Annotated in this window: 14 protein-coding genes; 7 read left to right on the top strand and 7 right to left on the bottom strand. The window is 71.3% G+C overall.

The genetic code is table 11. The features are described from left to right. Window positions 1–96: 96 nt before the first annotated feature. Both hrpA and AB0M80_RS37335 read right to left on the bottom strand, forming a co-directional pair. On the bottom strand, window positions 97–3,990 hold the full coding sequence (hrpA, locus tag AB0M80_RS37340) for an ATP-dependent RNA helicase HrpA (RefSeq protein ID WP_364574380.1): 3,894 nt from the start codon (window positions 3,988–3,990) through the stop codon (window positions 97–99). 85 nt (window positions 3,991–4,075) lie between these two features. Next, window positions 4,076–5,239, bottom strand: coding sequence for a lactate 2-monooxygenase (locus AB0M80_RS37335; protein WP_364574378.1), 1,164 nt, complete (start codon window positions 5,237–5,239; stop codon window positions 4,076–4,078). 108 nt (window positions 5,240–5,347) lie between these two features. Between AB0M80_RS37335 and AB0M80_RS37330 the strand changes: the two genes are divergently transcribed. Then, entirely contained in the window at window positions 5,348–6,508 is a 1,161-nt protein-coding gene (locus tag AB0M80_RS37330; RefSeq protein ID WP_364574376.1) for a saccharopine dehydrogenase NADP-binding domain-containing protein, read from the top strand. Here the strand turns inward: AB0M80_RS37330 and AB0M80_RS37325 are convergent. Continuing rightward, window positions 6,495–7,955: an NAD(P)/FAD-dependent oxidoreductase gene (locus tag AB0M80_RS37325; RefSeq protein WP_364574374.1), complete on the bottom strand. Its 1,461-nt coding sequence runs from the start codon at window positions 7,953–7,955 to the stop codon at window positions 6,495–6,497. The genes AB0M80_RS37330 and AB0M80_RS37325 overlap by 14 nt on opposite strands. 66 nt (window positions 7,956–8,021) lie before the next feature. Here AB0M80_RS37325 and AB0M80_RS37320 point away from each other — a divergent pair, with 66 nt between their 5' ends. After that, window positions 8,022–8,612 carry a TetR/AcrR family transcriptional regulator gene (locus AB0M80_RS37320; protein WP_364574372.1) on the top strand — a complete coding sequence of 197 codons (591 nt, stop codon included), beginning with the start codon at window positions 8,022–8,024 and terminating at the stop codon, window positions 8,610–8,612. Between the two features lie 171 nt (window positions 8,613–8,783). Continuing rightward, the gene (locus AB0M80_RS37315; RefSeq protein ID WP_364574370.1) at window positions 8,784–9,629 is read left to right on the top strand and encodes a chitosanase; all 846 of its coding nucleotides are present in this window, start codon (window positions 8,784–8,786) and stop codon (window positions 9,627–9,629) included. 7 nt (window positions 9,630–9,636) lie between these two features. Here AB0M80_RS37315 and AB0M80_RS37310 read toward each other — a convergent pair whose 3' ends face one another. Genes AB0M80_RS37310 through AB0M80_RS37300 form a run of 3 tightly spaced genes read right to left on the bottom strand, consistent with a single transcriptional unit; the run spans window position 9,637 to window position 11,786 of the window. Continuing rightward, window positions 9,637–10,623, bottom strand: a complete 987-nt coding sequence (locus tag AB0M80_RS37310; RefSeq protein ID WP_364574368.1) for a PHP domain-containing protein — start codon at window positions 10,621–10,623, stop codon at window positions 9,637–9,639. Window positions 10,624–10,632: 9 nt separating this feature from the next. Further along, window positions 10,633–11,136: a YfcE family phosphodiesterase gene (locus tag AB0M80_RS37305; protein ID WP_364574366.1), complete on the bottom strand. Its 504-nt coding sequence runs from the start codon at window positions 11,134–11,136 to the stop codon at window positions 10,633–10,635. Then, window positions 11,133–11,786 (bottom strand): GntR family transcriptional regulator, encoded by a 654-nt coding sequence (locus tag AB0M80_RS37300; RefSeq protein ID WP_364574364.1) that lies wholly within the window; start codon window positions 11,784–11,786, stop codon window positions 11,133–11,135. Before AB0M80_RS37300 ends, AB0M80_RS37305 begins: the two co-directional genes overlap by 4 nt. Before the next feature lie 77 nt (window positions 11,787–11,863). Between AB0M80_RS37300 and araD the strand changes: the two genes are divergently transcribed. The 3 genes from araD (at window position 11,864) to AB0M80_RS37285 (ending at window position 16,758) form a co-directional block, all read left to right on the top strand. Then, a complete protein-coding gene (gene araD, locus AB0M80_RS37295) occupies window positions 11,864–13,591 on the top strand; it encodes an L-arabinonate dehydratase (RefSeq protein ID WP_364574362.1) in 1,728 nt (575 codons plus the stop codon). Window positions 13,592–13,720: 129 nt separating this feature from the next. Next, window positions 13,721–15,505, top strand: a complete 1,785-nt coding sequence (locus AB0M80_RS37290) for a VanW family protein (RefSeq protein WP_364574360.1) — start codon at window positions 13,721–13,723, stop codon at window positions 15,503–15,505. Window positions 15,506–15,558: 53 nt separating this feature from the next. Next, window positions 15,559–16,758 (top strand): MFS transporter, encoded by a 1,200-nt coding sequence (locus AB0M80_RS37285; protein WP_364574358.1) that lies wholly within the window; start codon window positions 15,559–15,561, stop codon window positions 16,756–16,758. Between the two features lie 34 nt (window positions 16,759–16,792). Here the strand turns inward: AB0M80_RS37285 and AB0M80_RS37280 are convergent, their stop codons facing one another. Next, window positions 16,793–17,083, bottom strand: a complete 291-nt coding sequence (locus tag AB0M80_RS37280) for a hypothetical protein (protein ID WP_364574356.1) — start codon at window positions 17,081–17,083, stop codon at window positions 16,793–16,795. Window positions 17,084–17,294: 211 nt separating this feature from the next. Here AB0M80_RS37280 and AB0M80_RS37275 point away from each other — a divergent pair, with 211 nt between their 5' ends. Beyond that, window positions 17,295–18,569, top strand: coding sequence for a diguanylate cyclase (locus tag AB0M80_RS37275; protein WP_364574354.1), 1,275 nt, complete (start codon window positions 17,295–17,297; stop codon window positions 18,567–18,569). The last annotated feature ends 103 nt before the right edge of the window (window positions 18,570–18,672 follow it).

Raw genomic sequence — 18,672 nt, 5'->3', positions numbered from 1 at the left:
AGGTCCTTTCCCAGAGCGGCTCCAGCCGCCCCAGGCTTGACGCCCGCACGGCCCCGGTCAACCGCCGGAAGTGGGGAGCCGGACATTCCCGGCGGCTCACGCCATCGCGTCGTCCAGTGCCTTCGTGATCCGTTTCAGCGACACCGGATGAGCCGTCCCCAACGTCTGGGCGAAGAACGAAACCCGCAGTTCCTCGATCATCCACCGCACTTCGCGCAGGGCCGGGGACGACGTTCCCGGTGGCAGCGAAGCCAGCGCGTCGGCGTACTCACGGGTGATCCACGCGATGTCCGCCGTCCGCTGCAGGTCGCGGGTCGGCTCCAAGGGCAGCTTCTCCAGCCGTCGCAGGATTCCCTGCAGGTACCGGACCACGTGCCGCAGCCGCGACGCCCCGGTCTCCGTCACGAAGCCCGGGTACACCAAGCCGGCCAGCTGGGTGCGGATGTCGGCGAGGGACTCCGCGGGGCCACGCGACGAAGGCAGCAGGACCTCGACGTCGTTCGCCGCGCGGAGGATCTTCTCGACCTCCCTCAGCACGTCCAGCACCGCCGGGTGCAGGCCGGCCCGGACCTGCTCCAGCAGCACCTTGAAGCCGGTCTCGTCCCACTTCGGGCCGCCCGCCGCCGTCATCAGGGCGTCCACCGCGCAGTCGACGCAGTCCTCGAGCAGCGCCGCCACGCTGCCGTGCGGGTTGCGGTTCAGCGCCAGCTTCGAAGAGTTCGACAACGACCGGATGATGAACTTCATCGGCGAGTTCAGGTTCAGCCGCAGCATCCGCCGCGTGCCCGCCCACATCGCGTGTTCCTGCTGGCCCGGCGTGTCCAGCAGGCGCACCGCCACCGACTCGCCCTCGTCGACCAGCGCCGGGTACGCCTTGACGTCGTGGCCGCGCTGCGTCGACTCGAACACCTGCGGCAGCGAGCCGAACGCGGGTTTCGTCAGGCCGGCCTTCTCGAGGGTGTTGGCTGCCTTCGAGATCGTCTCCCGGACCTTCGGGGCCAGCCGCCGCTGCAGCGCCTCGATGTCCTTGCCCTCGGCGACGCGCTTGCCGCGCTCGTCGACCACCCGGAACGTCATCTTCAGGTGCTCCGGCACCGAAGACAGGTCCCAGTCCGCGTAGGGCACCGTCACGCCGCGCGACGCACGCAGCTCGCGGCCCAGCACCTCCAGCAGCGGACCGTCCGAAGGGGACACTCGCGAAAGGACTTCCCGGGCCGTGTCCGGCGCCGGGACGAAGTTGCGCCGCAACGCCTTCGGCAACGACTTGATCAGCTGGGTGACCAGTTCCGCGCGCAGCCCCGGCACCTGCCAGTCGAACCCGTCGGGCGTCACCTGGTTGAGCACCGGCAGCGGGATGTGCACGGTGACGCCGTCGGCGTCCGCGCCCGGCTCGAACTGGTAGGTCAGCGTGAAGACCTGCGTGCCCTGCGTCCACGAGTCCGGGTAGTCGGACTCCCGCACGCCGCCCGCGGTCTCGTTGATCAGCATGGACTTCTCGAACGAGAGCAGGTCCGGCTGCTCGTGGCGCGCCTTCTTCCACCAGCTGTCGAAGTGGCGCACCGAGACGACGTCCGCCGGGACCCGCGCGTCGTAGAACTCGTACAGCGTCTGGTCGTCGACCAGGATGTCGCGCCGCCGCGCCCGGTTCTCCAGGTCCTCGACTTCCTCCAGCAGCGCCCGGTTCTCGGCGAAGAAGTGGTGGCGCGTCTGCCAGTCCCCCTCGACGAGCGCGTGCCGGATGAACAGCGCCCGCGACAGCTCGGGGTCGATCCGGCCGTAGTTGACGCGGCGGTCGGCGATCAGCGGGACGCCGTACAGCGTCACCTTTTCGATCGCCATCACCGCGCCCTGCTTGCGTTCCCAGTGCGGCTCGGAGTAGTTCCGCTTGACGACGTGCTCGGCCAGCGGCTCGACCCACTCGGGTTCGATGCGCGCGTTGACCCGCGCCCAGAGCCGCGACGTCTCGACCAGCTCCGCCGACATCACCCAGCGCGGCTGCTTCTTGAACAGCGCCGACCCCGGGAACACGCCGAAGCGGGCCCCACGCGCGCCCAGGTAGTCGCCCTTCGCCGGGTCCTTGAGCCCGATGTGGGAAAGGAGCCCGGCGATCAGCGACGTGTGCACGCGCTGCGGGTCGGCCGGAGTCGTGTTGAGCGCGATCCCGAGCGGCTTGGCCAGCTGCCGCAGCTGGCTGAAGATGTCCTGCCATTCGCGCAGGCGCAGGTAGTTCAGGTACTCGGTCCGGCACATCCGCCGGAACTGGTTGCCGGACAACGCCTTCTGCTGCTCGGCGACGTACTCCCACAGGTTCAGGTAGGCGAGGAAGTCCGACGTCGGATCGGCGAACCGCGCGTGCTGGGCGTCCGCCGCCTGCTGCTTTTCGGCCGGCCGCTCGCGCGGGTCCTGGATGGACAGCGCCGCGGCGATGATCATGACTTCGCGGACGCAGCCGTTCTTCGCGGCCTCCAGGACCATCCGGCCCATCCGCGGGTCGACCGGCAGCTGCGCGAGCTTGCGGCCGATGTCGGTGAGGCTGCGATCGGATCCGGAGCCGCCCGGGGCGAACGCGCCCAGCTCCTGGAGCAGGCCGACACCGTCGGCGACCTGGCGCCGGTCCGGCGGCTCGACGAACGGGAACGCCGCGATGTCGCCGAGACCCAGCGACGTCATCTGCAGGATGACCGAGGCGAGGTTGGTCCGCAGGATCTCCGGGTCGGTGAACTCGGGACGGCTTTCGAAGTCCTCTTCGGAGTAGAGCCGGATGCAGATGCCGTCGGACGTGCGGCCGCAGCGGCCCTTGCGCTGGTTAGCCGACGCCTGCGACACCGGTTCGATCGGCAGCCGTTGCACCTTCGTGCGGTGGCTGTAGCGCGAGATCCGCGCGGTGCCCGGGTCGACGACGTACTTGATGCCCGGCACGGTCAGCGACGTCTCGGCGACGTTGGTCGCGAGCACCACCCGGCGCCCGGTGTGCGCCTGGAAGACGCGGTGCTGGTCGGCCGCCGACAGCCGCGCGTACAGCGGCAGGACCTCGGTGTTGCGCAGGTCCGCCCGGGTGAGCACGTCCGCGGTGTCGCGGATCTCGCGCTCGCCGGAGAGGAACACGAGGATGTCGCCGGGGCCCTCGGCGCACAGCTCCTCGACGGCGTCGAGGATGCCCTGGGTCTGGTCGCGCTCGTCAGGGTCTTCGCGGCCCTCGGGATCGTCGGGGTCGACCAGCGGCCGGTAGCGCGTCTCGACCGGGTACGTCCGGCCGGAGACCTCGACGATCGGCGCGTCGTCGAAGTGCTTCGAGAACCGCTCGGGGTCGATCGTCGCCGAGGTGATGATGACCTTGAGGTCGGGGCGGCGCGGCAGCAGCTGCTTGAGGTAGCCGAGGATGAAGTCGATGTTGAGGCTGCGCTCGTGGGCCTCGTCGATGATCAGCGTGTCGTACTGGCGCAGCGACCGGTCGGTCTGGATCTCGGCCAGCAGGATGCCGTCGGTCATCAGCTTGACCAGCGTGTCGTGCCCGGACTGGTCGGTGAACCGCACCTTGTAGCCGACGGTCTCGCCGAGCTCGGTCTTCAGTTCACTGGCGATCCGGTCGGCGACCGTGCGCGCGGCCAGCCGCCGCGGCTGGGTGTGCCCGATCTGGCCGCGGATGCCGCGGCCGAGCTCCAGGCAGATCTTCGGCAGCTGGGTGGTCTTGCCCGAGCCGGTCTCCCCCGCGACGATCACGACCTGGTGCTTGTCGATGGCGGCGGCGATCTCGTCCTTGAGCCTGCTGACCGGCAGTTCTTCCGGGTACTCGATCTTGGGGACGCTTTCGCGCCGCGACTGGACGCGCAGCTCGGCCGCGTCGACCTCGGCGGCGATCCGCGCGAGGACGGCGTCACGGTCACGGGACTTGCGGGCACCGTCGAGCCGCCGGCGCAGCCGCTGCTCGTCGCGCGGCATCAGCTCGGGCAGGCGCGCACGCAGCGCGTGGAAGGGGGATGGCTCGGACATTCTTGGGCCAAGGATAGCCGTGGGTGACGAACCGGGCTCCCGAATATCCCCGGCGCGTGACCGGCCCCACCCCGAAGTGCCGACGTTACGTCCGCTGGAGGGAGTCCGGGCCCAGGTCGGCCAGGGTGCGGTGGCCGGACAGGCCCATGGTCAGGTCGAAGTCCGCCAGCAGGCTGCGCAGGACGTGGCGCACGCCGTCCTCGCCCGCGTGGGCCAGGCCGTACACCCACGGGCGGCCGACCAGGACCGCCCGTGCGCCCAGCGCGAGCGCCTTGAGCACGTCGGCGCCGGTGCGGACGCCCGAGTCGAACAGCACCTCCATGCGGTCGCCGACCGCCGCGACGATGCCCGGCAGGGCCTCCAGCGCGCCGATCGCCCCGTCGACCTGGCGGCCGCCGTGGTTCGACACCACGATGCCGTCCATACCCGCCGCCAGGGCGCGGCGCGCGTCCGCGACGTGCTGGATGCCCTTGAGCACGATCGGGCCGTCCCAGTGCTCGCGCAGGAACGGCAGCTGGTCCCACGTCCGGTCGGTCCCGGTGAGCATGCCGATCCACCGGAGGACGGCCATGTTCAGGTCTTCTTCCGGGGTCTTCTCCAGCAGGCCGCGGAACACCGGGTCGGTGAACGGGACGGCGCACCCCTCGCCCCGCAGGAACGGCAGGTACGCCTGGTCCAGATCGGACGGCCGCCAGGCCAGCGTCCACGTGTCGAGCGTGACGACCAGCGCCGTGTAGCCGGCGTTCTTCGCCCGCGTCAGCAGGCTCGCGCAGACGTCGGCGTCGCCGGGCCAGTACAGCTGGAACCAGCGCGGGCCGTCGCCGTTGGCCGCCGCGACGTCCTCGATGCCGGTCGACGACGCCGTGGACAGGATGAACGGCAGCCCGACCGAGGCGGCGGCGCGGGCGGTCGCGGATTCGGCGTCCGGGTGGACGATCGACTGGACGCCGACCGGCGCGACGGCCACCGGCGCGGGCAGCCGGGTGCCGAGCACCGTCCTGGCCAGGTCGCGGTCGGTGGCGCCGGTCAGCATCCGCGGGACGACGCGCCAGCGGTCGAACGCCTCGCGGTTGGCGCGGGCGGTCGCGCCGGAACCGGCCGCCCCCGCGACGTAGGAGAACGGCCCGGGCTCCATGACCTCGCGGGCCGACGCTTCGAGCTTCGTCGCGTCGGTCGAGCACGGCGGCAGCTGACCACCGAGTCCCTGCAGGTAGAGCTCGTTCTGGTAGCTGCCGAAGCGTTCGGTCACGGTTGCCTCCTCGCGTTCGAGGGGGCACTGTACCCGCCGGTATTTCACCCGGCGCCGGGAAGTGACCGACGGGTAACCTCCAGGTGTCGACGTCCCGGAGGAGAAGACATGCGCGCGCACGACGTGGTCCTGTTCGGCGCCACCGGGTTCACCGGCGGCCTGACCGCCGAATACCTGGCCCGGCACGCGCCGGCGAACCTGCGCTGGGCGCTGGCCGGGCGCAACCGCGGCAAGCTCGAAGCCGTCCGGGCGCGGCTCGCGGAGATCGACGACCGGTTCGGCTCGCTCGACCTGCTCGTCGCCGACTCCGGCGATCGCGCGTCGCTGCGGGCCGTCACCGAATCGGCGAAAGTGGTGATCACGACCGTCGGCCCGTACCTGACGCACGGCGAACCGCTGGTGGCGGCGTGCGCCGAGGCGGGCACCGACTACGTCGACCTCACCGGCGAAGCCGAGTTCGTCGACCGGATGTTCCTGGCGCACGACCGGCGCGCCCGCGAGACCGGCGCGCGGCTGGTGCACGCGTGCGGGTTCGACTCGATCCCGCACGACCTCGGCGCGTGGTTCACCGTGCAGCAGCTGCCCGAAGGCGTGCCGCTGAAAGTCGACGGCTACGTCCGGGCCGGCGGGATGCCCTCGGGCGGCACGGTGCTCAGCGCGCTCACCGTCATGTCCCGGCTGCCGGCCGGTGCCCGGGTGGCTCGCGAGCGGGCAGCCGCCGAACCACGGCCGGCCGGCCGGTTCGCGCGCGCCCCGCTCGGCCGCCCGCACCGGCTCGCCGCCGCGGGCTGGTGGGCGGTGCCGCTGCCGACGATCGACGCGCAAGTCGTCCGCCGGTCGGCGGCGGCGTCCGAGCGCTACGGGCCGGACTTCACCTACCGGCACTTCGCCGCGGTGAAGCACCTCCCGGTGCTGGCCGGCGGGGTGGCCGGCGCGGGTGCCCTGCTCGCCGCGGCACAGGTCCCACCGGCCCGGCGGGCCCTGTCCCGGCTGCTGGCGCCCGGCAGCGGCCCGAGTGCCGAGCGGCGCGCGAGGTCGTGGTTCTCGGTGCGGTTCGTCGGCGAAGGTGGCGGCTCGCGGGTGGTGACGGAGGTGTCCGGCGGCGATCCCGGCTACGACGAGACGGCGAAGATGCTGGCGGAGTCGGCCCTGTGCCTGGCGACCGACGACCTCCCGGAGACGGCGGGCCAGGTGACCACGGCGACCGCGATGGGTGGTGCGCTCGTGGACCGGCTCGCCAAGGCGGGCATCGCCTTCACGACGCTGTGATCTCGTAGTCGGCTTCGCGGAACTCACCCACCTGTGACCGGAGCCGCCCGGTGGAAAACGGCCAGCTGAAGCTGTTGCGGCCGTTGACGTCGGTGTAGTAGCTGGCGCAGCCGCCGGACTGGTAGACCGTCCCCGGCAGCGCCGCCTGGACCTCGGCGTTGAACGCCGCCTGGACCTCCGGGCGGACCGACAGCGACGTCCGCTCCGCGCGCAGCGTCCGGGTCACCGCCGCCACCGTGTGCCGCAGCTGCGCCTCGAGGATCGTGAACGCCGACGAGTGGCCGGTGCCGAGGCTGGGGCCGAGCAGCAGGTACAGGTTCGGGAACCCGGCCACCGTCGTCCCCGCGTACGCCTGCGGGCTGCCCTTCCAGTGGTCGTCGAGGCTGCGGCCGCCGGCGTCGAACACCCACGCCGACACCGGCATGTCGAGGATGTGGAAGCCGGTGCCGAAGATGATCGCGTCGACCTCGGCGACCGAACCGTCCGCGCCCAGCACGCGGCTTCCCTCGACCGCCCGCACCGCCGTCGCATGGACATCCACAGTGGGCTTCGTCAGCGCGCGGTAGTAGGTGTTCGACATGAGCAGGCGCTTGCAACCGAGCGTGTAGTCCGGGGTGAGTGCCTTGCGCAGCACGGGATCCCGCACGGACCGGCGCAGGTGGGCGAGCCCGATCCGCTGCACCTGCCGCAGCAGCCACGGGTGCCGGAAGCCGAAGCCGAGCGTCTCCAGCACGCCGTATTCGGCGCCGCGCAAGGCCTGCTGCAGGGCCGGGAACCGCCGCAGGAGGAACCGTTCGGCGCCCGGGACGAAGTGGTCCGGCTTCGGCAGCACCCACTGCGCGGTGCGCTGGAACAGGTGCAGCCGCCGCACGCGGGGCACGATCTCCGGGACGAACTGGACCGCGGACGCGCCGGTGCCGATCACCGCGACCCGCCGGCCCGCCAGGTCGTAGCCGTGGTTCCAGCGCGCGGAGTGGAAGACCTCGCCGGGGAAGCCGCCGAGCCCCGGCAGGTCCGGGATCAGCGGTTCGTGCCAGGGACCGGTGCCGGCGACCAGGATCCGCGCGCGGTAGGGACCCTGAGACGTCTCCAGTTCCCAGCGCGCGTCACGCTCGTTCCACTGGGCGCGCGTCACCTCGACGCCGTGGTGGATCCGGTCGGTGACGCCGAAGCGCGCGGCCGTGTCCTGCAGGTAGGCCCGGATTTCGGGCTGACCGGCGAACGCGCGCGTCCACTCCGGGTTGGGCGCGAACGAGTACGAGTACAGCGCGGACGGGACGTCGCACGCGCAGCCGGGATAGGTGTTGTCGCGCCAGGTTCCGCCGAGCGCGTCCGCCTTCTCCAACACGGCGAGGTCGCCGACGCCGGCCTCGGTGAGGCGGATGGCGGCCCCCAGGCCCGACGGCCCGGCGCCGACGACCAGGACCGCGAAGTCTCGTTGTGCCATTTTCGGAGACTAGCAGTATCTCAATACCGTCGGTACCCCGATGCCGGACCTCGCTAGAGTGCCCGCATGGCCCGACTCACCCGCGCGGAAAGCCAGGCGCGCACCCGCGAGCAGCTGATCGAGACCGCCAAGCTGCTCTTCCTGCGCGACGGCTACTCGGTGACGTCGCTGGAGAAGGTCGCCGACGAGGCCGGGTACTCGAAGGGCGCGGTGTACTCCAACTTCCGCAACAAGGACGAGCTCTGCCTCGCCGTGCTCGACCGGATCCACGACGAGCAGGTCGCCCTGATCGCCGAGGCGCTGGCCGGCGCCGAGGGCGTGGAAGGGCTGCTCGCGGCGTTCCAGACGTGGGCCGAGCGCAACATCGGCGACGAGGCGTGGACGGCACTGGAGGTCGAATTCGCCACGAACGCCCGGCGCGACCCGCACGTGCGCGCCGAATTGGCGGCGCGGGACAAGGCCATCCGCGACACCATCGCCGGCCTGCTCACCGGGTACGCCGAGCGGTTCGGGATCACGCTCCCGATGTCGGCCGGCGACGCCGCGACGGCGCTGCTCAGCCTGGGCATCGGGCTCGGCGTCCAGCGGGCGATCGACCCGACGATCCCGGTGTCCGTGCTGCCCGACGTCATCCGCCTCTTCGCCGGGGTGCGCTGACCGTCCTTTCCGGACTTCGTGGTGGTCTGGACGTTCACGAACCTGAACGAAATCCACCTCTTGTGGAGGCCGCTGACTCTTCGCTACCGTGTCGCTACGCCGCAGCTCCACCCGTATCGCCCGTAACCGCCGTGATCCGACGGCGCACCCCGCGGAAAGGGTCCTCTCCCCATGAGCAAGAAGTTGCGGCCGGTTCTCATCGGCACGCTCGGCGCCGCGTCCGTCGCGGCCCTGGTGATCACCACGCCCGCGTTCTCCTCCGCCGCACCGGCGCCACTGGCCGCGGCCGGCGCGTCCGTGCTCGCCGCCGGGGATCTTTCGGCCCCGGCCAAGAAGGAAATCGCGATGAAGCTGGTCTCCAGCGCGGAGAACTCCTCGCTGGACTGGAAGGCGCAGTACAAGTACATCGAGGACATCGGCGACGGCCGCGGCTACACCGCGGGCATCATCGGCTTCTGCTCCGGCACCGGCGACATGCTCGAACTCGTCGAGGCGTACACCGACTCGGTCCCGGGCAACCCGCTGGCGAAGTACCTTCCCGCGCTGCGCAAGGTGAACGGCACGGACTCGCACGCCGGGCTCGGCTCGGCGTTCGAAAGCGCGTGGAAGCAGGCCGCGGCCACCACGGCGTTCCAGACCGCGCAGAACAACGAGCGCGACCGCGTCTACTTCAACCCCTCGGTGAACCAGGGCAAGTCGGACGGCCTCAGCACGCTCGGCCAGTTCATCTACTACGACGCGATCGTCATGCACGGCCCCGGCGAGAGCTCCGACAGCTTCGGCGGCATCCGCAAGACGGCGATGAAGAAGGCGAAGACCCCCGCCCAGGGCGGCAACGAGACGACGTACCTCAAAGCGTTCCTCGACGCCCGCAAGGTCATCATGAAGCAGGAGGACGCGCACTCCGACACCTCCCGCGTCGACACCGAGCAGCTGAAGTTCCTCAACGAGGGCAACTTCGACCTGCACACCCCGCTGAAGTGGAAGGTCTACGGCGACTCGTACACCATCAACTGAGCCGGGCTCAGCGGGTCAGGAGCGCATCCGCCGTGCGGGTGTTGAGGATGCGCTCCGGCCCGATCCCCGCCTTGATCGCCCGCTCGCAGCCGAACCCCTGCCAGTCGAGCTGACCCGGTGCGTGGGCGTCGCTGTCGATGGCGAAGTCGCAGCCGATTTCCGCGGCCAGGCGCAGCAGCCGCATCGGTGGGTCGAGCCGCTCCGGGCGGGAGTTGACCTCCACCGCGACACCGTTCTCGCGGCACGCGGTGAACACCGCTTCCGCGTCGAACTCCGACTCGGGTCGGCCGCGGCCGACGACCAGCCGTCCGGTGCAGTGGCCCAGCACGCGCACGTGCGGGTTGCGGACGGCCGCCAGCATCCGGCGGGTCATGTCCCGGGCGGGCATGCGCAGCTTCGAGTGCACGCTCGCGACCACGAAGTCCAGCTGCCCCAGCAGGTCCTCTTCCTGGTCGAGGGAACCGTCGTCGAGGATGTCGACCTCGATGCCGTGCAGCAGCCGGAAGGGCGCCATCAGTTCGTTGGCCTTCGCGACGATCTGCATCTGCGTCCGGAGCCGGTCCGGGGACAGCCCGTTCGCGACGGTCAGCCGCGGCGAGTGGTCGGTCAGCACCATCCACTCGTGGCCGAGGTCGCGGCCCGCGACGGCCATCTCCCCGATCGGGCTGCCGCCGTCCGACCAGTCCGAGTGGGTGTGGCAGTCCCCGCGCAGGGCCGAGCGCAGCGGCTCGCCGTCCGGCAGCTTCTTCTCGACGATCTTCTCCCGGTACGCGGGATCACGGCCGGCCAGCGCGTCCTCGATGACGCCGGCGGTGGCCTTCCCGATCCCGGGCAACGACGTGAGCGTGCCGCTCTCCGCCAGCTGCGCCAGCTTCTCGACGCCGGTCTTGTCGACGGTCGCGGCCGCGTTCCGGAACGCCCGGACGCGGTAGGACGGTTCCCCCGCGCGTTCGAGCTGGAACGCGATCTCCCGCAAGGCCCATGCCGGATCCATGGGACCTGTCTACCCCCTCCGGGGCAGTTGGTGCAGCTCGACGTCGGTCAGCGCCCCCGCGTCGGTGGACGCGGTCTGGTAGGTGCAGAAGGGCTGGCGACGGCGGTCGGTCGGCGAACCCGGGTTGAGCAGCCGCATCCCCGCCGGCGTCACCGTGTCCCACGGGATGTGGCTGTGCCCGAAGACCAGCACGTCGGTGTCCGGGAACTGCGCGTCGCACCGCTGCTCGCGGCCCTGCTTCGCGCCGGTCTCGTGGATCACGGCCAAGCGGACGCCGTCGAGCTCCACCCGCGCGATCTCCGGCAGCCGCGCCCGCAGCGCCGGGCCGTCGTTGTTGCCGTAGACGCCGATGAGCCGCTTGCTGCGCTCTTCCAGCTCGTCCAGCAGGGCGACGTCGACCCAGTCGCCGGCGTGCACCACGACGTCCGCGGCCGCCACCTCGGCCCACACCGGCGGCGGCAGCTCGCGCGCCCGGGCCGGCAGGTGGGTGTCGGAGATCAGCAGCAGCCTCATCCGATGGCCTTGAGGACCCGTTCCAGGAACCCGCCGATGTGGTCCTTGAGCAGCGCCGCGGCCCCGTCGGCGTCACCCTTCCGGGCCGCCGCCAGCACCGCCTTGTGCTCGTTCCACTCCTTCTTCCAGCTGGGGTTGGCCTCCCAGCCGACGACGCTGATCAGCGCCGCGCGGTCCTTGAGGTCGTCGAGGATGCTGACCAGCAGCGGGTTGCCGCAGCCGCGGTAGAGGGCGCGGTGGAACCGGCGGTTCAGCAGGCTCAGCGCGGCCTGGTCCTTGTCGGCGATCGCCGACGACGCCTCCTTGAGCGCCTCCGCCGCGTCTTCGAGCAGCTCGGGGTCGCGCTGCCCGACCGACCGCCGGACGGCCTCGGGCTCGAGCACCATCCGCACGTCGTAGACGGACTTCGCGAGTTCGGCGTCGACCGTGATCACCGAGGCGCCCTTGTACGGGCTGAACGTCACCAGGCCGGAGTTGGAGAGCACCTTGAGCGCCTCGCGCACGGGCGTCTTCGACACGCCGAGCCGCGCGGCCAGCTCCGCCTCGACGAGCGGTTGACCGGGCACCAGTTCCCGGGTCAGGATGCCGCGGCGGATCTCCTCCAGGACCACTTCGGTCCGGGAGGCGGGCAGGCTGAACGTCCCGGTCATGGCGCGCTCCCTCGGTCGTGTCGGAGCCCATTCAACCAGGCCCGCGAGATCATATATCAGATGCCATACTGGATCGCATGAAGCTGAGTCGTCGAAAGAAGTCCGAGGAGCTCCGCAGCCACCGGTGGTTCGGCGGCGACGAACTGCGCAACTTCAGCCACCGCGCCCGCAGCCGCCAGCTCGGCTACAACCCGGAAGAGCACCTCGGCAAACCGGTCATCGGCATCCTCAACACCTGGTCGGACATCAACCCCTGCCACATGCACCTGCGCGAACGCGCCGAGCAGGTCAAGCGCGGCGTCTGGCAGGCCGGCGGTTTCCCGCTGGAGTTCCCCGTCGCCACGCTGTCCGAGACCTACCAGAAGCCGACCCCGATGCTCTACCGCAACCTGCTGGCCATGGAGACCGAGGAGATCCTCCGGTCCTACCCGATCGACGGCGCGGTCCTCATGGGCGGCTGCGACAAGACCACGCCCGCGCTGCTGATGGGCGCGGCCAGCGCGGGACTGCCCGCGATCTTCGTCCCGGCCGGGCCGATGCTGCGCGGGCACTGGCGCAACGAGGTCCTGGGCAGCGGCACCGACATGTGGAAGTACTGGGACGACAAGCGCGCCGGGCTGATCGGCGACGCCGAAATGTCCGAATTGGAGCGAGGGCTCGCGCGTTCACCGGGGCACTGCATGACGATGGGGACGGCGTCGACCATGACCTCGGCCGCCGAAGTGCTCGGCGTGACCCTGCCGGGCGCCGCGTCGATCCCCGCCGTCGACTCGGCGCACCACCGGATGGCCGCGGCGAGCGGCGCGCGGATCGTCGACATGGTGTGGGAGGACCTGACCATCACGCAGGTGCTGGACAAGCGGGCCTACGAAGACGCGATCACCACCGTGCTCGCGCTCGGCGGCTCGACCAACGCCGTGATCCACCTGATCGCGATGGCCGGCCGCAGCGGGATCCCGGTGAGCCTGGCCGACTTCGACGCCGTCGCCCGGCGCGTGCCGGTGCTGGCGAACATCCGCCCCGGCGGCGACTGGCTGATGGAGGACTTCTACTACGCCGGCGGCCTGCCCGGGCTGCTGTCGCGGCTGACCGACCTGCTGCACCCCGAACGGCTCACCGTCACCGGCCGCACCCTCGGCGAGAACCTTTCCGAGGCGAGCGTCCACAACGACGACGTCATCCGGCCCCGGGACAACCCGGTGGCGGCCGAAGGCGGAGTCGCCGTGCTGCACGGGAACCTGGCCCCGTCGGGCGCGGTGATCAAGCACATCGCGGCCGAACCGCACCTGCTGACCCACACCGGACCGGCCGTGGTGTTCGAGAACTACACCGACCTGAAGAAGCGGATCGACGACCCGTCGATCACCGCGGACTCGGTGCTCGTGCTGCGCGGCTCCGGCCCGCTCGGCGGCCCCGGCATGCCCGAGTACGGGATGCTGCCGATCCCCGCCCACCTGCTCGAACAGGGTGTCCGCGACATGGTCCGGATCTCCGACGCGCGGATGAGCGGCACCAGCTACGGCGCCTGCGTCCTGCACGTGGCGCCCGAGTCGCACGTCGGCGGCCCGCTGGCCCTGGTCCGCGACGGCGATCCGATCACCCTGGACGTGCCGCGCCGGACGTTGCGGCTGGAAGTGTCCGATGCGGAGCTGGAGCGGCGGCGTTCCGAGTGGACCGCGCCGCCGCCCCGGTTCGAACGCGGATACGGCGCGCTCTACAGCGAACACATCACGCAGGCCGACGAGGGCTGCGACTTCGATTTCCTGGCCAGAGCGGGGCAGAATCCCGAACCCGACGCCCGCTGAGGTTGCCCCCATTCACCGATCCGTGACCGGTTCATCCCCCGTTAGGGCGAGTCGTACGGCTTGTCCGGGTGCCCCGTACGCTGAGCCCGTCACCGGCGCGACCCGGTGCCGCGTTGAAGGGGTGGAGAGTTGCCGTACGAACCGCGTTGGCCCGAGTCACACGGTGAGCAGACGGACGTCCTGCCGGTCGTCCGGCCCGAACCGGAACCGGGATCCCCGAAGGCGAACCGCCGCACCCTGCGCAAGGCCGGCTGGGTCGCGGGCGGGCTGTTCGGCCTGCTCGTCGCGGTCTACGGGGTCGATCTGCTGATCAGCCAGGGCAGCGTCCCGCGCGGCGTGACGGTGGCCGGGGTCGACGTCGGCGGGATGGATCGCGACGCCGCCGAGCAGGAACTGCGCGGGAAGATCGAGCCGCGGCTCACGCGCCCCCTCGCCGTGACCGCGGGCGACGTCCAGGGCACGCTGTCGCCCACGCTGGCCGGATTGCACCTGGACTGGGCCCAGACCCTCGACCAGGCCGGCGAGCAGCCGCTCAACCCGTTCACGCGGTTCGCGTCGCTGTTCTCCAGCCGCGAGGTCGGCGTCGTCAGCCACGCCGAGGACGCCAAGCTCACCGCCGCCCTGGAGGCGCTGCGCGGTCAGGTCGACCGCGACCCGGTCGAGGGCACCGTGAAGTTCGACGGCACCGAGCCGGTCGCCGTGCCGCCGAAGCCCGGGCAGAAGCTCGACGTGCCGGGCGCGACCGCCGCCGTCGTCGAGAAGTGGGCGCGCGGGGAGACCCTGGCGCTGCCGGTGGCCGCCACCCCGGTCCGCACCACGCCCGAAGGCGTCCAGGCGGCGCTCGAGCAGTTCGCGCGCCCCGCCGTCTCCGGTCCGCTGCTGGTCAAGGGCGAGGGCAAGAACGCCACCGTGAAGCCGGAGGCGATCGCCGCGGCGCTCACCTTCGAACCGGCCGACGGTGGCGGGCTGACGCCGAAGATCGACAACGCGAAGATCGTCGAAGCCGCCGGGCCGCAGCTCAAGTCCACCGAGAAGGAGGGCAAGGAGGCGACGGTCGTCTTCGAGGGCGGCAAGCCCACGGTCGACCCCTCCACCGACGGCCGGACCATCGACTGGGAACCCAGCCTCAAGCCGCTGCCCGACGTGCTCAAGAAGACCGAGGGCCGTGAGGTCCCGGCGATCTACAAGGACAGCCCGGCGAAGGTCACCACCGAGCAGGCGAACCAGCTCGGCGTCAAGGAGGTCGTCGGCGAGTTCACCACCGGCGGCTTCGCACCGGAATCCGGCGTGAACATCCGCGTCGTCGCGCAGAAGGTGAACGGCGCCATCGTCAAGCCGGGCGAAACCTTCAGCCTCAACGGCTTCACCGGCCCGCGCGGCACCGCGCAGGGTTACGTCGAGGCGGGCGTCATCAAGGACGGTGCCCCGGGGCGCGAGGTCGGCGGCGGCATCTCGCAGTTCGCGACCACGCTGTACAACGCGGCGTACTTCGCGGGCATGAAGGACGCGGGGCACAAGGAGCACAGCTACTACATCAGCCGCTACCCCGCCGCGCGCGAGGCGACGGTGTTCCAGAACCCCAACGGCGCCAGCGTCATCGACCTCAAGTTCACCAACGACTCGCCGACCGGCATCGCGATCCAGGCGATCTGGTCGCCGTCGTCGATCACCGTGAAGCTGTGGGGCACGAAGCGCTACACCGTCGAGTCGATCCCCGGTGCCCGGGCGAACCCGAGCGACCCGCCGACCAAGCCGGGGCCGGCGGAGAACTGCCACGCCTCGAACGGCGCGCCGGGCTTCACCACCACCGACACCCGGGTGCTCAAGGACGCCGCCACCGGCCGCGAGGTCAGCCGGTCGACCCGGACCGTCCACTACAACCCGCAGCCGAAAATCACCTGCGGCACCGAATAACGCCTCCTAACGGCCGTTCACGCAGTGCGTCCGTGAAGGTACCCTGAGTGCCCATGAGCGGACGTGCGGCCGGGTTCCGGGACGTCCTCGCCGTGACCGAGTTCCGGGCCTTGTTCTCCGCCCAGCTGGTCTCGGTCACCGGCGACCAGCTGGCGCGCGTCGCGTTGTCGATCCTGGTGTACGACCGCACGAACTCGCCGGGCTGGGCCGCGCTGACCTACGCGCTGACGTTCCTGCCGGACCTCGTCGGCGGGCCGCTGCTGTCGGGACTGGCCGACCGGTACCCGCCGCGGACGGTGATGGTCGCCGCCGACGTCCTGCGCGCGGTCGCGGTGACGGCGATGGCCACGCCCGGCCTGCCACTGGCCGCGGTGGCGGCCCTGCTGGTCGGTGTCCAGCTGTTCAACCCCGTGTGGAACTCCGCGCGGGCGGCCCTCCTGCCGCAGGTGCTGCCCGGCGAGACGTTCGTGCCGGGCATGGGTCTGCTGATGATGCTGGTGCAGGCGGGCCAGGTCGCCGGGTTCGCGCTCGGCGGGCTGCTCGTGGCGGCCCTCGGCACCGCGGGGGCCCTGCTCGCGGACGCGGCGAGCTTCGCGGTGTCGGCACTGTTCCTGGTCGCCGGCGTGCGGCCGTGGCCGCCGCGGGCCGAACCGGGCGTCCGCTGGTGGCGGCACGTGCGGGCGGGCTGGACGGTGGTGGTCGGCGACCGGCGCCGGCTGGCGCTGGTCGCGCTCGGCTGCGTCTCCGGGATCTACATCGCGGGCGAGGCCATCGCCGCGCCGTACGCCGCCGAACTCGGCGGGGGCCCGGTGGTGGTCGGGCTGCTGCTCGGGGCGTACGCGCTGGGCAGCGTCCTGGGCATGGCCGCGCTGTCGCGGATCCCGCCTTCGCGGCGCAGCCGGTTGCTGGGGCCGCTGGCGGTGCTGGCGTGCGCGGCTCTGCTGGGCTGCGCGCTGCGGCCGAACCTCGAAGGCACGCTCGCGCTGCTGACGCTGTCCGGCGTCGCGAGCTCGTACAACCTCATCGCCAACACGACGTTCGTGCAGCTGACCCCGGACGCGCAGCGCGCGCAGGCGTTCGGCTTCGCGCTGACCGCGCTGCGCGTGTCGCAGGGCCTCGGCGTGGTGCTGGCCGGGCTCGCGGCCGAACGCGCGGCTCCGCACGCCGTGGTCGCCGCGGCCGGGGCGATCGGTGTGGTGGCCGCCTCCGGCGCGGCCACGTTGTGGCGGCGGGCGCAACCGGATCCCCGGTGACCGGCCCCGCCGGGTGCCGGTCACCGGGTACCGGTCAGGACCGCGTCCAGTCCGTCGGGATCCGGCGCGGGGTCCAGTCCGTCGGGCACTCGGGCAGGGGTGCGGCGACGCCGGGCCGGGTCCAATCGGTCGGCACCTCGCGGACGGTCCAGTCGGTGGGCAGTTCGCGGGCGGTCCAGTCGGTCGGCAGCTGCCGCGTGGTCCAGTCGGTCGGAATCGCGCGGGTCCAGTCGGTGGGGAGCTGCCGGGTCCAGTCGGCGGTGGACCGGCCGGCACGGCGGCGGCGGGACGGGACGATGTTGTTGCTGGGCAGGAAGTGCGACATGGTTTTCTCCTGGTTTGTGAGGGATCTTGCACGGTGCGTAACCGGACCGTAGCCTGACCGGCCTAGTGACACACCGCGTTCATTCGGTTACATTGACGATTTCCGCGAAGGGTTTCCGTCCTGAGCAGAAGGGCGTTTCGTGGGATTGTCCGGGTCCCCAGGGCGAAAGCCCAGCTCAGAACGTCCACGATCAGGTCTCCGAACGTGGGCGATGTGGAAGCTGGCCACTCCGGTGCTCGGCTACGTCCTCGTCGTCGACGCGCTGGCGCTGATCGCGGTCGTCGCCACGGCCGCACTGGTGCCGATCACGGCCCAGTCGCTGCTGTGGTGCGGCCTGATCCTGGCCGGCGAGATCGTGCACCTCGAAGCGGCGCAACGCATCGAGCGCATCCGCGAGCTGGCTGCCGACGGCCGGCCGCACATGCACCTGCAGTCGATCTGGATCTTCGCCGGGCTGCTCCTGCTGCCGCCGCCTTTGGCCACCATGGTCATCGTCGTCAGCTATGCCCATTCCTGGGTCCGCGTCTACAAACGACGCGGGGTAATTCACCGGAAAGTGTTCTCCGGCGCGACGGTGATCCTGGCCTGCGCGGCCGCGGGTGCCGTGCTGTCGGCGGGCACCGGGCACGTGGCGCCGTACGTGCCGTACCTGGACGGCTTCGGCGGGATGACCGCGCTGCTGGCGTCCGGGATCGTCTACTTCGGCCTGAACTACGTGCTCGTGATCTTCGCGATCCTGATGAGCAACCCGGGCAAGCCGCCGCGGCAGGCGTTCGGCAACCCGTCCGACGTGCTGATCGTGCTGGCCGCGGTCGGCGTCGGCTGCGGCATCGCGCTGGTGATGACGGTCCGGCCGTGGCTGCTGCCGGTGCTCATGGTGACCCCGGTGGCGCTGCACATCGGCCTGCTGCTGCCGCAGTTCCAGGCGGCCGCGCGCACGGACTCCAAGACCGCGCTGCTCGCCCCGGAGTTCTGGGTCCAACTGGCCCGCAACGAGCTGGCCCGCGCCGCGGAGCTGTCGTCGACCGCGGGCGTGCTGATGATCGACATCGACCACTTCAAGGCCATCGACGACGGCAACGGCCACCTGGCGGGCGACGAGGTGCTGCGCGCGGTCGCGGCGGCGATCCAGGCCGCGGTGCGCGGCGGCGACTACGTGGGCCGCTTCGGCGGCGACGAGTTCGTGGTGCTGCTCCCGGGCACGACCAGCACGGAGATCGCGTCCGTCGCGGACCGCATCCGGACGGCGATCGCCCGGATCGAGGTGCCGGTCCCGGTGATCCGCCCGGGCAAGCCCGAGGTGATCAGCGGCCTGACGGCGTCGATCGGCGCAGCGGTGTACCCGGAAACGGCAACGGAGTACACGATCCTCCTGCAGGCGGCCGACGACGCGGTGTTCGCGGCGAAGGCGGCGGGCCGGGACCGCGTGGTGCTGGCGACGACTCGCACGGAACTGGCCCGCCCCGAAATCCCCGACGTGCTCTGACCCGGCTTCAAGTCCGTGAATGCCAGGCGGATTCACGCGGTGGTTGCAACACCTGTCGTTTGTTGATCTAACAGTAGCTTCGTGAGGGCCTCGGCTGGCGTTC

This window comes from Amycolatopsis sp. NPDC051045, assembly GCF_040682955.1.
Taxonomy (GTDB): Bacteria; Actinomycetota; Actinomycetes; order Mycobacteriales; family Pseudonocardiaceae; genus Amycolatopsis.
The sequence above is the reverse complement of the archived record's forward strand: the minus strand, read 5'-3'. Positions and strand labels throughout refer to the sequence as shown.

Excerpts from the sequence above, each read along its gene's own strand:
- hrpA (WP_364574380.1), bottom strand. The coding sequence starts at position 3,990 with ATGTCCGAGCCATCCCCCTTCCACGCGCTGCGTGCGCGCCTGCCCGAG.
- AB0M80_RS37330 (WP_364574376.1), top strand. The coding sequence starts at position 5,348 with ATGCGCGCGCACGACGTGGTCCTGTTCGGCGCCACCGGGTTCACCGGC.
- AB0M80_RS37325 (WP_364574374.1), bottom strand. The coding sequence starts at position 7,955 with ATGGCACAACGAGACTTCGCGGTCCTGGTCGTCGGCGCCGGGCCGTCG.
- AB0M80_RS37320 (WP_364574372.1), top strand. The coding sequence starts at position 8,022 with ATGGCCCGACTCACCCGCGCGGAAAGCCAGGCGCGCACCCGCGAGCAG.
- AB0M80_RS37315 (WP_364574370.1), top strand. The coding sequence starts at position 8,784 with ATGAGCAAGAAGTTGCGGCCGGTTCTCATCGGCACGCTCGGCGCCGCG.
- AB0M80_RS37310 (WP_364574368.1), bottom strand. The coding sequence starts at position 10,623 with ATGGATCCGGCATGGGCCTTGCGGGAGATCGCGTTCCAGCTCGAACGC.
- AB0M80_RS37305 (WP_364574366.1), bottom strand. The coding sequence starts at position 11,136 with ATGAGGCTGCTGCTGATCTCCGACACCCACCTGCCGGCCCGGGCGCGC.
- AB0M80_RS37300 (WP_364574364.1), bottom strand. The coding sequence starts at position 11,786 with ATGACCGGGACGTTCAGCCTGCCCGCCTCCCGGACCGAAGTGGTCCTG.
- araD (WP_364574362.1), top strand. The coding sequence starts at position 11,864 with ATGAAGCTGAGTCGTCGAAAGAAGTCCGAGGAGCTCCGCAGCCACCGG.
- AB0M80_RS37285 (WP_364574358.1), top strand. The coding sequence starts at position 15,559 with ATGAGCGGACGTGCGGCCGGGTTCCGGGACGTCCTCGCCGTGACCGAG.
- AB0M80_RS37280 (WP_364574356.1), bottom strand. The coding sequence starts at position 17,083 with ATGTCGCACTTCCTGCCCAGCAACAACATCGTCCCGTCCCGCCGCCGC.
- AB0M80_RS37275 (WP_364574354.1), top strand. The coding sequence starts at position 17,295 with ATGTGGAAGCTGGCCACTCCGGTGCTCGGCTACGTCCTCGTCGTCGAC.